Here is a 15,348-nt window from a genome sequence, read left to right on the forward strand (position 1 = left end):
CGATTGGATTGATATATCTAATGGTTCACTTATCATAATAATAAGGAAGAATGGAAATATTATAAATGCTTAACAATTATGATATATTAATTAGATTTTTGTCGAACATGGGAATTTAAAAATTCTCGTTACTTGAGAAAAAAAAAGAAAAACTAATCTACACACACGCTTCATTTATTTACTGGTAACTTTTTCATTTTGCTTTTTCTCATAAATTCGACGGGCAATCAGTTCAAATAACCTGTCAACATTATCGCCCGATAATGCAGAAGTCTCAACATAATCAGGAATTCCCAATTGCTCTTGCATATATTCAATATGAGGTTGCGCAACCTTCCGTTCATCCCTTAAATCAGACTTGTTTCCAAAATATATCATCGGTAAAGAAGTTAAACCATTTTTAACTAATTCCTTATGCCACTCCTTCGTATTTGAGTACGTGTGTGTCCGGGTAAGATCGAATCCTAATAAGACTCCATTAGCTCCATTGAAATAAACTTTATGCAACAAAAAAAATTGGGGTTGGCCTGCTAAATCCCACAGCATGAGGTTAATTTTGACTTGCTTTCCTCCTACATTCAATTCTATTGGTTGTTTTGAAATTGAAACACCGACAGTAGGAATATAATCCTTTTCAAATTGATATTTAACATATTTACGGATTAGGCTAGTTTTGCCAATAGCCGGATCTCCGATTACGATAATTTTATAAGTAATTTCACCTTCATCGCGCTGTTGGACGTAGATTTCATCAGATTTACTCAACGTTGCGTCACCATGTATATATTAGTGTGGATTGTTAATAATGATTTCATTGTAGAGGTTCCATGATGAACAAACTATTTAACATACATTTGACAAGTATTTACTATACGATAAATAATCAACATTAAAAAAATAATTAAAGGGAGTAACCATGACACCAACACTTTTGCCCGAATCGATTGTGTTTTATTTAGATTTATCAACAAATATTCTATCAAAAAAAAATTTACTAAAAGGAATAGAACAGTTCATTAAAGACAAATTGAATAAAATTCCCAACTGCTCATTTAGTTGTTTCTACTTTTTACAAGAAAATACACCTTTTCTATCTGAAGAGATGAGCAATATAAAAGAAATCAAAAATCAGATTAATACAGATTGGAAAAAACGAGAAATAAGTCAAAGTAATTTTGAAAATGGATTGTTTTATTGCTTGAGCTTTTTAGCTCAAAAAGCAGCTCAAAAAGCAGGAAATTATCGAGTAATTGTAATTAGCGATTCACCAAGCCAGAAATCATCTGAATATGCAGAAGCATTAATGGAATTAGTTGAAACTGTTAAAAATTTTCCTACATTTATTGATATTATTCGAATTGGGGGGAATGAAAGGTATTCAGATGATGTAAAACTTCGAATAATTTCAACTCTTACTTCAGGAGGATTATTCTATGCTCAAAACGAAAAAGAATTCTTAAGTAAGTTTGTTGCTTTGGCTAAGAATAAGACATTACCTGATTTACGAGTAGAAGGAGGTCAAGAAATTGATAAGGATAAAAAACTCTACTATGAAAATGTAGCAAAATTACTTACAACTGCTGAACCAAATCTTGGTCCATGTCTGATTTGTGGAAAAGAAATATGTGAATATTGTTCTTTACCTGAAGATAAAATATCATGTCCACTTTGCGGTAAACCTTATCACGAATGCTGTGCAGCTTTATATACATGGAAGAAAAATATTGGATTAAAAAATATTTTTAGATGTGTAAATTGTGGTGGCTTAATTAAATTAGATGAACACCGAGTTTATGAAATTAATGGGGAACCTTATCCAGGAGAAGAAGAAACTGGAGGAAAAATGTTAGAAGAATTAGAAGAAGAGACATGGAATCCAGAAGGTGAGACTCCTGCTGAAATTACTGAATCGCAATCTTCAATTGAAGAAGAAAAACATATAGAAAAAGAAGAAACTACACAACAAGCATCCACCACACAATCTTCTGACGGAATTGCTGAAGAAGGAGTGATTAAAAAGGGTAAATTTAAAGTAAAAAGGGGTTTGTTCGGATTTCAACCTGTTGGTGTAGCTGCTGATGAAAAAGAACAAGAAGAAAAAGCAAAGGAAGAAAAAATCGAAGAATTAAAAACTAAAGAATCAACTATGACTGAAGAAGAAAAAGCGGCTTTAGCCAGAAAACGATTGGCAGAAAGAAGAAAGAAAAAGAAGATGAGAAACGGAATTCGAATTTGTAAAGTCTGTTCCCATCAATTAAAACCTAATGAGCGAATCTGTCCAAATTGCGGATCTCCTGCATTTTAATTTTTTTCATAAGAAAATCTTGGAATTCACTTAGTACTTTTTTGAATCTTTAATGATTTTTTTGTCAAATTCATAAGGAATTTACTTATAATCTGAATATGAAAAGTTTTTTAAGACGAATTTAGTTAAGTATTATGGATGACACTATTTTTTCTCCACGATTGTTCTAAATTTGAATCAAATAAAATACTAAGTTTTATGCAGGAATTAAAAATCCATGTATTTTTAAAAAAAAAAAAACTGACGAATTTTTAGGTGAAAAACCATGACAGATAAATACAAAAAACCTCGAAAAATTGTCCATGCAGAATTAAACAGAAAGCGTCATGAAGATATTCAAAAATTAGCAGACCTAGATGTGGAAGATCGTTCAACAAAATTCAACCACGAAAAAAATCGTTATGAAAAAATAATTGAAAATAGAAAATTACTCAAAAAAATGAGGGAGGAAGAAAAAAAGCAAAAACTTCATATTGGAAAACGTAAGCATATTGAAAAACGCGCGATTGCAGAAGTTGAAGATTATTAATAATTAAATAACATTAAGAATAAAAAGAGGGATCCCAATCTCGATTCTTCACTATGGCTTTAAACTTCAAATAATAAGTTATGAAATTAAATTATCAACAGAATATTAAAAAACAACCAGAACAATCAGGTCATCCTTTTTTTCATATCTTTTCTTTTTCTTTATATAAAATTTTATCAAGTACATAATTACTATTTGTAATTTTTGCTAAATGAGAAAAAAAGCAAATTTTACATTAATCTTTGATATTTTCTTCTTAATTAAGAAATTATTCCCTTAAAAATAATGAATATTAATCTGAAAGAAAGATTTTAGAAAAAAAATGAAAAAAAAAATAGATGTTCAATTTTTAGGATTTAACTGGAAATAAAGGTAAAACAGTTTTTCCATATTTTTCATTTAAAATTTCTGCAAATGCAGTATATATTGCCGAAGATCCGCAAATAATTCCCTCGATTCCTGCAATTACACCTATGGCCGCAGACCCAGTTGCATCAGCAATCGCTAATAAGAAGAATAAGACGGCTAAACTTAGGAACACGAACATTGTAGCTAAATTTGATTTAAAAGTGCCTAAAAACATGAAGGATGTGAAAATACCCCACATAATTAGGTAGGCAACCTTTGCTTCATTAGTAACTACAAAAGCTTCAAATCCACTAATACCTGGTAAAACTACTAAAAGAACGAGGGACCACCAGAAAAGACCATAGGATGTAAATGCGACAGATCCAAATGTGTTTCCTTTTTTCCATTCCATGATTCCTGCTATTACTTGAGCTAATCCTCCGTAAACGAGTCCCATTGCGAGAATCATACTTCCAAGAGCATATACTCCTGAATTATGAAGGTTAAGCAAAACCGTAGTCATACCGAATCCTAATAACCCTAGAGGGGCTGGATTTGATGTGGTATCCTTAATTTCGACAGTTGAATGTTCTGACATATTTCTCATAACCCAAAATCGAGGTAATCCTCGATGTGAGCTAATTATTATTATAAAATTTTAAAACCTTTCTTTTCTATTCTTTGAAAATTAAAAGGCTAAAATATTTCATTTCTATTCTTTTTTCTAATTTTTTCTTTGAAAATAACAAAAAACTAATCAACACTATTCAGATTTTTCTTTGTTCAAATAACTATGTTGAATTATCTGTTTAAATTCCGATGTAAGCGAATAGAAATACTTTCCGTCAGAAAAAGAACGTTGGATCATATCTGAGCCAAATTCTTCGATCAAGTGAAACATCATAAGGCCCAATGCAACATTTCCAAGATATTGGCCTGATTTTTTAATTTGCCTTAATAATTCAGTTTCTGAGATAGATTCTTTATTATTCAGCATTTCAAGTATTTGGATCTTTAGAGGTGCAATTGATTTCATTTCAGAAAGAGTTTCAATTATAAAAGACCTACGTAATTCAAAGTCTTCTGATTGATGCTGGGAGATAGGTTCTGGATATGTTAACTCTTCTTGATTAAATTGACGGAATGTATTGCTATTTTCATGTCGTTGATATACTTGATTGAGGGGGATCATTTGTCTTTCTACAATAAGTGGTTGAATGCGAGAGGCTAAATTTGGGGGTTGAAAGAACGATCGCTGTGAAACACCTGAAAATTGAGAATTTGGATTTTGAATACCAAGATTATTTTGTTCAAATGATTTTTTAGGTTGGGAAGAATAATCAAATTGCGATTGAACTTGAATATTTGGTCGATATATTGATGATTCAGCGGGGTTAGTTATAGAATTATCAAAACTTCGGAATCCAAATCGTGATGTTTGAGGATACGCATTTTTAGGAAATTCACGCGCATATCCTTCCTTGTAAGGAGATTGCGGAATATTATGATGATTAAAATGATTAAAATGATCAAAACGATTAGAATTGTATGAGCCATTTGGATAATTGGGAATATTAAGATAATTCAGATTAACAGGATAATTCAAACCATTTGGGTAAATAGAACCGCCGGGAGAATTGAGATTGTCAAAATTGCCAGAACGTGTAAACATTCCTTGTTTTCTATCCAAAAATTGTTGGTTCATATCATTTTGGTGAGAATCAATATAAGAAGCTGGATTTAATGAAGATTTAGAGACTGGAGAAAACTGTGCATTCGAATAGTCCTGGAATCTTGAAAATTGTCTAGATGCGGGATTATTATATCTTTCGCTTGAAATATCTGGAGAAGGAACATGATCTGAAGCATAATTAATATCTGGGTAGGAAGAAATTTTTGATAATGAGTGTAAATTCTTATTGATATTTTCTCGATTTTGGAAAGAATTATTTTCAGGAAATGCAAGATTTTTTAATCCAAAAACATTTCTAATTGAATCTTCTGTTTTATTCTTCATTGGAGGGATATCTGGAATATGAAAATATTGATTATTAGTTGTTTTATATTGGATATCTGCTTGAGTTGAAGGATTTCTAATAATTGAATTTTTTTTCATTTGATTTTTGAATCTTGAATTTTTGAATCTTGAATTTTTTATGAGATCTTTATTTAAATATGAAGAAAAATTCTTTTCAGCAGAATGTGGGTATTTTTGAGAGAAATAATGTAATTGTGAATTATTTTTTAATGCATTTTCGCTAGAATTATTATTAAAATAACTATGATCATCAAGATTATTATTATTATTATTATTATTATTATTATCAATCGAATTATTGATTGATTTAAAATTTTGAAGATGTTCAGCAGTTATATTTTGCTGTTTAGCTAGTTTTTTAAAACCCAAATCTATTTTTTCTGGTTTCTGCTGTCTTTGTGATAAATGTTCTAAATTCTTAAATTGATTACGAGATTGCATTCGATTATACATATTTTGTAAAGCTTTATTTCCTCCAAAATTTCGTTGTGAATTTTCATTAGAGTGATTATAAGGAAGTGGTTTTGGTTTTTTGGAGAGATCCTTATAAATATTGTTTGATCTTGGTATTCTCATTTGATTCCAACGTATATCTGATAACTTACTGGTTTTTAATGATGGGTTAATTGCTTCTCTATCAATATCATCTTTGGGTTCATTATATTCATATTCTAAATTGAAGTTTTCATCTTGTTTAAAGTTGAAATTTTGTTTGGAAAGATGATTTGAAAAGCCTTTTTTGTGTTTTTTTTCTTGTGATAACTTAGAAGAATTTACTATTTTTGGGAATTTTTGAATTTTAGGTGTTTTTTTTCGAAAATATTCCTTTTCCATTGAATTTAGTGTTTTTTTTTTGACATTTACAGATTTAGTAGAAGAAGGAAAGGGAATTTCAGTAGAAGAAAAGAAGGAAGGAAGGTCAGAACTTGAACTAATGTGATGATTAAGATTATCTTGTTTTGTGGATTTGGAATTAGTAGCTGTTGAATCAGATAGTGAAATATCTTCAGGAATATTGTCGAAAATCATGTTTAAATTAAAAGAAGCGTCTTCAGATGAAGAAACAGAATGAGATTTGATATTGGGATTTTTTAAATTATCTGAAACAGTGTCTTGGGAATTAGAATTATTTAATGAAAGCGAAATTTCTTTAGAAAAGAGAGAATTCCATGGATTCGACGTGTTTATCACCTTCTTCCTTATCATGAAAAACGAGTCCAAACTATTGAAAAGAGATATTATATAGATATGATCAAGAAATTTCACAATACATTTTAGTATGAAAAACCTTCTTGAGCTTAATAATGGAATTTATAACAAGATAAATAATTCATCAATATCTTCTTCTAATATTTTCAAGTTTTGTGCATATTTTGGATTACAAGATTTGAAAATCTGTCGAATAGAAGAGCGGACGTAATCTGAAAAAGTCATATTGGAATTTTTAAGAGAATTTTCAATAGAAGATTCGTCTAATATTTTAAGTAACTGCTGATAGAAGATACGTCTAATAATATAAAGATCATTGGCTCTTTCTGAGAGATTAGCAATTAATGGAGGGGTATATTGATTTAATTTTGATTGAATTTTAAATTTAAGCGTTTCTAAAAGAAAGATATCAAATGACATTATTAATTAAAATTGTCACTCTGATTAAAATATGTTAGCATTTTTTGAAGAAATGAAAGATTTGGATTCATTTTTTACAAAAATAATATGGAAAGGCAGAAAAAAAATAAAAAAAAGAAGTAATGTTGAAAAATAATTATTCAATCTTTTTAGTTATGCATGATATTTCGGAATAATCATTTCATATTTAATCAAATCTTTAGCCACTTATGGCCGAACTACAAAACCATCCTGATCAGGAGTTAAAACAAGTTTCCATCCATATGGTTTATAACCACCATATCGAATTCGCAAAGTTAGTTTATGCAATGTTCCTTTGGTGTAATAACCAATATAGAAATGTTGTTGGCCATTCCAAGGTAATGTAGGTGCACTAGATTCAGATACCTTCAAAACACCATCAACATAAACACTAAAAAGTCGACTGTATGTATCATCGTGTTGTTTAATTAAAATATCCATATATGTCCATCCATATTTTCCTGCTGGAAATTCAAATGTTATCTCAGAATTACTAGATTGTGGGAAAAAAGCAGCAAGAACTTTTCCAACACCATATGTATCACCAAGAAGTCCCCAATATCGATTAATTACTCCAAAATTGACGAGTTTCCAACCATAAGTTTTATATCCCCCGTAATAAATTTCAAGAGTTACAATGTGCTTCCCTGTTGTTGATGAATAAGCTATTTCGCCATTAAATCCATTATAATTAATTGTTTTTTGGTCAATTCGATTTCCATCAATATAAATGCGTAGATATCGAGAAATTGTGTCTTGATCACTTTCAATATTAATCCATAATTTTCCCTTAGCCGTATTACTAAAAGGATTTGCATCGTACTTTTTAAACTCAACTTCAAAACTTAATTTACTATAAGTAGCTTTTGGAAAATACAAACCCCCAGCAAATGGATGTGTTTTATCATAGAAAAATTTTAAAAATCCTGCTGAAAGGCGAACTGCTTTTGGTAACAAAATACTTTGAACATAACGATATTGAGAATTGTCATTAGGATCATCTACATAACTGAAATATCCATAACTATAATGAGCTGCTCGATCGATCCAACCAAATGCAGTATCATCATTATAATGACCAGAAAGACTTGAAAATGTGTAATATCCAGAAGATGTTGTTGAGGTAATATAAGATGTATAAATTAAACCTTCATATTCTGAATGTCCAGCAAACATTTCATTATGAGCATGATGCGGGACGGTTAAATCTTGGAGAACATGAAGAGCCTTTCCAAAGTGATACCATGCATCACTGATTTTATTCTGTTTAAATTCATCAACAGCCTTATCAAAATAGGTTTGTCCATAATTTCCAGCACTTTCACATCCAGGTAATAAGGGAGCGTGAGTTTGTGCATCCATGTAGTGATTTCGAGCAGCTACTGGATAACCAAATAATTCTCCCTGCCAATCAGCATCATGTTGGGCAAGAGCAATTCGATCATAGTGAGCATCAATTTCATCCGCAATATTAGTATAACCATCATTTCGAAGAACATCTATCGCAGCTTGTGTTATTGCACCATGAGTTCCATCATTTGTAACTGTTCCATCCCCTGCACCATACGCTTTAGTATAGTTTATTTGAGAAACAGTCATCATTCCTACAAAACTAATTATTACCAATAGAACAATGGCATTTTTCTTTATATTTTTCATAATTTCACATCCTACCAATGAATTGCTTATTTAATCCTCCGAGATCTCTTAACTAATCATTGAAATATAGATTAAATCCGGTATAGTAGCGATTAAATAAGTAATATCATAATAATAGAATTATCTTAATAAGTGTTTTCCAAGCTTTAAAAAGGGAATAGAGAATAATTATTAATCATTAACTCAATTTATCCGATTATCCTTTGTCATCTTGACTATATATTCGATATAATAAACAAAAAATATTTTTTTTCATTTTTAGGAAGATTATTTTCCTATAAGAAAAATTTAGTTAAAAATTTTAGTAGAATATTTATAAAATCCATTTGTTTTGGAATTTATTACCATTTCTTTATTTACTTTAAATAAAAGAGTTATTATAATATTTTTATAAAATAGATTTACTTTCAAGTCTGGAAGAAATATGATATTTTTTAACTTAAAATTCTTAATTCTTCTTTTATTTCTTTAAATTTCTTTAAATTTCTCTAAATTTCTCATATTATAAAATTTTTAATTGTTAGATTTTTATAGAATTTTTGATTTTAAAAAAAGAAGAATTCGCTAAAAATCACTAGTACTCATTCTTTAATTAGAACTGCACGAACGAATGCACCTTCTGTCTTAATTTTTATAGGAAATCCAACAAATAAATATTCACCTGGAGTAACATCAACCAAATTTAATCCTTCATACACCAAGATTTGATGTAATAGTAATTCTTTATGAGTATCATATGATCCGATTGTAATTGAATCAATTCCTACAGCTTTAACACCACATCTTCTTAGAAAATTAGCCCCTTCGAGTGAAAGCCCTACCGAATCTTCATGAAAAGTATCATATCCAATTTTTGAGTTACCCGTTTTAAACAAGATAATTAAATTAGTCCAATCTTGAGGATGAATAAAAAAATTCTTAAGATGATGAATTTGGATCATTTCCCCAAGAGATAATTCAGTTAGATCAACCACTAATGCTTTTCCATAACATTGCTCTAAATTTATTTCGCTGGCAGGTCTCCCAGTAGCAGATATATGCAAGTCAGAATCAACGTGTGTTCCTGAATGTGCACTAAGTGAGATTATTGATAAATTCCATTGGCCTTTTCCAATTGTCTCTATTTTTTGAAATTTTACAGGAAGATCACCAGGATAATTTAGAAGAGTTTCGTCAATTTGTAAGCTGATATCATAAAATTTCATTCTAATCAAATTCAGCTAAATCAAAGAAATAATAATAGTTTTCTGTATATTTTCTTCTTAATATTAATTTATTTCGCCAATAATCTTTCATTACTAGATAAAAAGGGAGTGGAAAAAAATATTAACAAAATTTGAAATTTCTGTTCAGAAGCGAAATCGGAGATAGAAATACTCATTTTCGGCTTGGATGCGATTAAGTTTTTTTTGTTGTTTTCGATTATATATTTGGTTCATTTTATTCACCTTGAATTTTAGATTTAATCAATGTTAAAAAAAAAGGTATAACTACAGGAATTCATCTATTTCTTAATAAGCAACAAATCGATTTTCAAATTGAATTTGATATCGGTATTGGGGGTATCTGTTATTGTAATTTAATTGATTCATAATTTTTCACTTTATGTAATGAGTGTGTATTACAATTAAATAATAGTGTGTATCATATATAAATGTTTGTCATTTTATATCCTTTTAATGTGTAATCAAAAAAAAAAAGATCTTAAAACTTATCAATGAACAAATAAAAATATTAAAAAATCAAATAATTTCCCTTTATTTGATATAGAACTTTAAATTTTTTGCCATTTGGTTAAAATCAATAAAAAAATGCAAAAAAAAGGATGAGGTATAGTTTTATTTATACACACTGGTTTTGAGTTAAGTTTTCAAAAAAATCATACTTGTATAATTCATTGTTATCAACTTTACTAATTAAGAATACTAATAAAAATAATATACAGCAGGACGACCTCGAGTGGAACTGACAATTTTTTTCTGAATTTCACCTTCTCTCACTAAAAAATCTAGCATTTGTTTAAGCTTAGTTCCACTAATTCCGATATTTCTGCTGAGATCTCGAGTTTTAATAGGATTTTGGTTTGTTTGAATTATCTGGATTATTTTACTATACACCTTTGGATATTTCAATTCTATATGTTTTTTTGGGGTTTTCAACTGAAAAAGGTGAGTAATTTGTTCAACGGTATTCTTTGAAAAAAAGCCATGAATGTAGAACACCTTTTCATCTAAAAATCCCAGTGAATTAAAAAAACTGTTATCAATTAGAAGAAATCCATTCTGAATTATTTGATTATTAAATCCAACATTCTGACACGTTTTTTCTTCTAATTCTATCAAATTAAAACGCAAATTCTGAAGAATATCCATTATTTTTTCTAAAATTTCCATCTCTTGATTCTCAAAATTAAAATCCAATCGAGAATAGTAAATCTGAATTTGAATTCCTTTTTGAAACGCATGCTTTAATGCAGGTTCAATTCGTTTATATTTTTCAAAGGAAGAGATGAAAGGACAATAGATTTTTCTGCATTATAGATTAATCGAAACCACTTTTTCAAACTCGATCTAAAATCGATGATTTAAATTGTGGTGATATTTTAGAAGTACTTGCAGATGATCCTGCTTCTAAGGAAGATTTAACTCGGTTTTGCAAACGTACTGGTCATATATTGCTCAAAGTTGAAGAAAAAAAGATTAAAAATTAGAATGGACATGCTTACATAAGTGAAAGGTTTAATAAATCGGATACTTAAGCACTTGATTTTTAGAGTTTAAGAACATGTCCACTCATTTTTTTTCATTATCATAATTAGAAGGAAAAAAGTCAATGTCATCAAAGAAAAAAATAGATTTTAAAAAAGAATTCCCAGAGTTGTATAATCCCCCAAGAAAAACCCCAGTTTTTATTACAATCCCAAAAATGAAATTCTTTATGCTTAGTGGAAAGGGGGATCCAAACAATTCTAAAGAATATCAAGAAACGGTACAATTGCTATATAGTATTTCATATACTTTGAAAATGAAAGTTATCAAAAAGCAACAACCAGAGAATGATTATGTGGTTCCTCCATTAGAAGGACTATGGTTTATAGATGATATGAAAAAATGGTCTATGGAAAATAAAGAACAATGGCAATGGATAATGATGATAAGAATACCTGATTTTGTGAAAGAGAATCAAATAAATCTAGCTGTATCAATATTAAAAGAATCTAAAAATCCTAAAATGCTACCCAAATTATATTGGGAAAGTTATGATGAAGGTGAATGTGTTCAATTATTGTATGTTGGGCCATATAATGATGAACCACCAATAATAAAGAAAATGCATCAGTTTGCTAAGGATAATGGATATTTATTAACAGGTAAGCACCATGAAATTTATTTAAGTGATCCCCGAAAAATTGAACCCTCAAAGTTAAAAACAATTCTCCGTCAACCTATAACAAAGAGAAAAAAAGATTAAAAAAGGATTTGATAATTAAAGAAGTATAATTATTCCATTCGAGAAAATTACGATCCAGAACGGAATTTGAAATTCATTGATGAACAATTGTGGAAAAAAATGGACGCTTCATTCAAGAAAATTACAGAAATAGAAAATCAATTTGAAAACCAAGCAGAAAATCATAGAGAAAACATACAGATAAATCAATCAATAAATCAATTAAGAAATCAATCAGCAACTCAATCAATAAACAGATCTTTATCATCTGATTTACATCTAGAAGATCAAAATGATAATCAAGGGAAATCAATGCACTTTTTTCAAATAGATATGCTGAAAGCTATCATGTTAGCTTTAGTTATAATGGATCATAGTTTTACTCATCAATTTCTTCATCAATATTACTCGTCTTTTTGGGAGCGGATTTCAATTCCCATATTAATGATAATTATGGGATTTAATATGGGATATTCTTTTCATCAAAGATCAGTTAATTCTCTAAAAGAACTATATTCATTCAAATATTTTGAAGCCAAATTGCGTCGTTATATGATCCCATATCTTTTATTATATTTAATCCATGTAATTTTACGATTGATAACAAATCTTGCACACATACCTGTCAATGGAGTATTTTTTTATGATCAATCTGCATTTCGCTATCTTGGATTCACTTTCTTTTATGGCCCAGGATTATGGTTTATTCCTGTGATTTTTGGCTCTATATTAATTTTTCCTATATTATATTATTGTTATACAAAATTACCAGTTTTGACTCTTATTTGTACATTTATAATTGAACTGTTAACTCATATTATTTCAGCGATGATTATTATCCTAAATGATAAAACTTTTGATGTGCGAATGATTTTCTTCTTTTATAACGTTTGTTCAATGTTAAGTGCTATAGGGATTGGATTGTGGTTTTCGACAAATTATCGATGGAATGCTCTCAGAAATTTGTATATTTGGATTCTTTTTCCAATTGGATTAACATATATGATTTTCAATTATTTAGATATTCTTCTAATTCCTTTTCTATTTGGAGATTATCATTTATTCTACTTCATGTATTCTGCAGGACTTTTCCTAATAGCAATGCGCCTTATTCCTAAAAATCCAAAAGGAAAAGTTGCAGATTTCTTTCGTCTTATTAGCAAAGCTACTTATCATATTCTTTTAGCTCAAATTTTCTATTTTTCTATTATATATCAATTCTTTTTGCAAATGTACGATGGAATTTCAAGTACACCGGATATATTCGATGGAAATCCCATTAATTATCTCTGGTATTATCCCCTAAATGTAATAATAACATTCACTTTAGGAATTACGTGGTATTTGGCAGAAAAGCGATTTCATCAAAATCGGAAACAAAACGTCACTTATGCAATGATCTATAGAATTTTATTAATATTAGCCTTTTTTGCATATGGAGCATGGTTTGTTTGCAGAATATTATTTTTATTTATCTAAATTAATCATATATCATTTCATTTATCAGAAAAAAGTTTCAATCAAATTTTAATTTCAGAGGTTATAATGCTACTACTAAATATTAAGAATTTAATTAAAAATGAGATTATAAAATAGGAACAATTGAATTAATTGAAATAAAATTGAAAAAAAACATGAGATTTCACGGTAATCTTTCTCCATAGAATAGTCCTGAAACCCCTAAAATCCCTTCTATTTTCTCCATTTTCTTCAACCAATTCTGGCTAATCGCTTGTTTCCTTTTATTGTGTCTATTATTGAGCTGTTGCCAATTATATTTAATGGCTTCTTCATATATATCCGATTCGAGTTCTTCTTCAGCGCAAAAAACAAATCGTAACTGATAATCCCCTTCTGATAGTATCATTTGACCAATTCTTTTTTTTGAAACACGCCCATAGAATCGAGATTTTTGCTGACCAAAAGCTTGTTCTAACATTACTATCGTTTGAATTGGTATTGGAAAGAATTTATATTGAAATAACCCGGGCTTATAACTATACCAGAGACGAACCCATTCTCCATATATATCACTGATATGACTTTTAGAAGTCGGCTGAAATGACTTTAATTTCGATCGATCATAATTCTTAACCATGATTTTTAACACATCTTCAATCTTATTAAATTCGTGTTCCAGTTTCTCTTCTTTTTTTTCTGAAGAAATTTGACCATTGTGAATGATTTGATAAATACTTTGAAAGTTTGTAAATAATTCTTTAATTTCATTGTAAAAAGAATAAGTAGAAGTAAGAATTTCACCCCACTTTTCGGCTTCTCGAGAAAAGATTTTCTGCATGCGATATCCTTCAGGAAGTCGTTTTGCTTCTTGCTCTAATTGGTGTGTATACGCTTCAAAGTGTTCATATAACCACAATCCTCGAAGTGATTCAAATTTTTTGGTTCTTTTTCGCCTCATTTTCTTTAAATCCTTAATAATCGGAGCAAAAACAGTGACAGGTTTTAATTCCCCATGTTCTTCAAAGAATACAGTTGCATCTGCAGAGCAAGATAAGAAATATGAATCTTTAATAATTTTGGAGATTTTTTTATGAAGCCTTCCGTCCATTAATTCGATATGATTCCAAAGATTTTGAGAAAAATGGAAAGAACAAAATTGATGAGGTATTTCAGGAAAATAATCTCGCATACATGAAACTAAGCTCCGCTGTTTATCTGAAACAAACCCAATAATCTTAACTTGATAAATTTCAATTATTTTTTTAATTTCTTCTTGAATCTTTACTGCAGGAGCAGATTCTAAATAAACAGTATATAAAACTCGTTGAGAGAGCAAATCTATAAATGCCCAAAGAGCAGGCCCATCTGTTTGAGGATCTTCTCCATCAAGTCCTAATAAAATAAAGCCCTGTTTTTGTATAATTTCCTTAGTTTTTGCATCAATGGCTTGTGATTTAACAACGGTACAAATTTGTAGCATTCGACGAATTGTACTTTCCGAAATCTCAAATTTGTATTCAATTTTTAACATTTTTTGAATATCAATCGGTTTAAAATTCTCTTTAATTCCATAAATTGCGACTTTTTGAACTACATCACGACCGAAAAGAAAGCCTTCAAACTCAAAGCGAGGATGGAGATTGAATGGTTTCGAATGAAATAAGCATTTTGAGTTGGTACATGCATAGAAATAAACAATTTGATTCACATCTCCTTCTAGGGTGTGAATAAGCTTGCCATTATCTGGATATTTCTTCTTCACTCTTGCTTGGCATATTGGACATTGTTTTGGAATTGAAGACGGCCATTTCAAGTAGACGGTACGATATTCATTAGAAGACGCAGGATGTTTCATTAATTTACAAGAAAAAAGAAGGAGATTTAAGGTTTTGGGTTTTTTGCTATCAT

Annotated in this window: 12 protein-coding genes and 1 pseudogene; 5 read left to right on the plus strand and 8 right to left on the minus strand. The window is 29.4% G+C overall.

Annotated elements, in window-relative coordinates; translation table 11 throughout:
• Positions 1-174: 174 nt before the first annotated feature.
• Positions 175-765 (minus strand): Rab family GTPase, encoded by a 591-nt coding sequence (locus tag ACXLDF_RS16530; RefSeq protein WP_457559659.1) that lies wholly within the window; start codon positions 763-765, stop codon positions 175-177.
• A gap of 151 nt (positions 766-916) precedes the next feature.
• On the opposite strand from ACXLDF_RS16530, the gene ACXLDF_RS16535 reads away from it, so the two are divergent.
• Positions 917-2,305 carry a hypothetical protein gene (locus ACXLDF_RS16535; RefSeq protein ID WP_457559660.1) on the plus strand — a complete coding sequence of 463 codons (1,389 nt, stop codon included), beginning with the start codon at positions 917-919 and terminating at the stop codon, positions 2,303-2,305.
• Between the two features lie 265 nt (positions 2,306-2,570).
• Entirely contained in the window at positions 2,571-2,834 is a 264-nt protein-coding gene (locus ACXLDF_RS16540; protein WP_457559661.1) for a hypothetical protein, read from the plus strand.
• 349 nt (positions 2,835-3,183) lie between these two features.
• Here the strand turns inward: ACXLDF_RS16540 and ACXLDF_RS16545 are convergent, their stop codons facing one another.
• The 6 genes from ACXLDF_RS16545 to ACXLDF_RS16570 form a co-directional block, all read right to left on the minus strand.
• Positions 3,184-3,789 carry an acetate uptake transporter gene (locus tag ACXLDF_RS16545; protein ID WP_457559662.1) on the minus strand — a complete coding sequence of 202 codons (606 nt, stop codon included), beginning with the start codon at positions 3,787-3,789 and terminating at the stop codon, positions 3,184-3,186.
• 156 nt (positions 3,790-3,945) lie between these two features.
• The gene (locus tag ACXLDF_RS16550; RefSeq protein ID WP_457559663.1) at positions 3,946-6,411 is read right to left on the minus strand and encodes a hypothetical protein; all 2,466 of its coding nucleotides are present in this window, start codon (positions 6,409-6,411) and stop codon (positions 3,946-3,948) included.
• Between the two features lie 120 nt (positions 6,412-6,531).
• A complete protein-coding gene (locus ACXLDF_RS16555) occupies positions 6,532-6,849 on the minus strand; it encodes a hypothetical protein (protein WP_457559664.1) in 318 nt (105 codons plus the stop codon).
• A gap of 207 nt (positions 6,850-7,056) precedes the next feature.
• Complete coding sequence (locus ACXLDF_RS16560) at positions 7,057-8,529, minus strand: phospholipase C/P1 nuclease family protein (RefSeq protein WP_457559665.1); 1,473 nt, start codon at positions 8,527-8,529, stop codon at positions 7,057-7,059.
• Between the two features lie 581 nt (positions 8,530-9,110).
• Positions 9,111-9,734 carry a cyclase family protein gene (locus tag ACXLDF_RS16565; protein ID WP_457559666.1) on the minus strand — a complete coding sequence of 208 codons (624 nt, stop codon included), beginning with the start codon at positions 9,732-9,734 and terminating at the stop codon, positions 9,111-9,113.
• A gap of 720 nt (positions 9,735-10,454) precedes the next feature.
• Entirely contained in the window at positions 10,455-10,922 is a 468-nt protein-coding gene (locus ACXLDF_RS16570) for a helix-turn-helix domain-containing protein (RefSeq protein WP_457559667.1), read from the minus strand.
• 170 nt (positions 10,923-11,092) lie between these two features.
• Between ACXLDF_RS16570 and ACXLDF_RS16575 the strand changes: the two are divergent.
• The 3 genes and pseudogenes from ACXLDF_RS16575 to ACXLDF_RS16585 form a co-directional block, all read left to right on the plus strand.
• Positions 11,093-11,239, plus strand: a pseudogene (locus ACXLDF_RS16575) (sulfurtransferase TusA family protein); the annotation flags it as partial.
• Positions 11,240-11,361: 122 nt separating this feature from the next.
• Positions 11,362-12,000, plus strand: a complete 639-nt coding sequence (locus ACXLDF_RS16580) for a GyrI-like domain-containing protein (protein WP_457559668.1) — start codon at positions 11,362-11,364, stop codon at positions 11,998-12,000.
• Between the two features lie 99 nt (positions 12,001-12,099).
• On the plus strand, positions 12,100-13,458 hold the full coding sequence (locus ACXLDF_RS16585; protein ID WP_457559669.1) for an acyltransferase family protein: 1,359 nt from the start codon (positions 12,100-12,102) through the stop codon (positions 13,456-13,458).
• Positions 13,459-13,621: 163 nt separating this feature from the next.
• Here the strand turns inward: ACXLDF_RS16585 and ACXLDF_RS16590 are convergent.
• A partial coding sequence (locus tag ACXLDF_RS16590) for a hypothetical protein (protein WP_457559670.1) occupies positions 13,622-15,348 on the minus strand: 1,727 nt, incomplete at its 5' end.

This window comes from Candidatus Harpocratesius sp. (assembly GCF_054039255.1).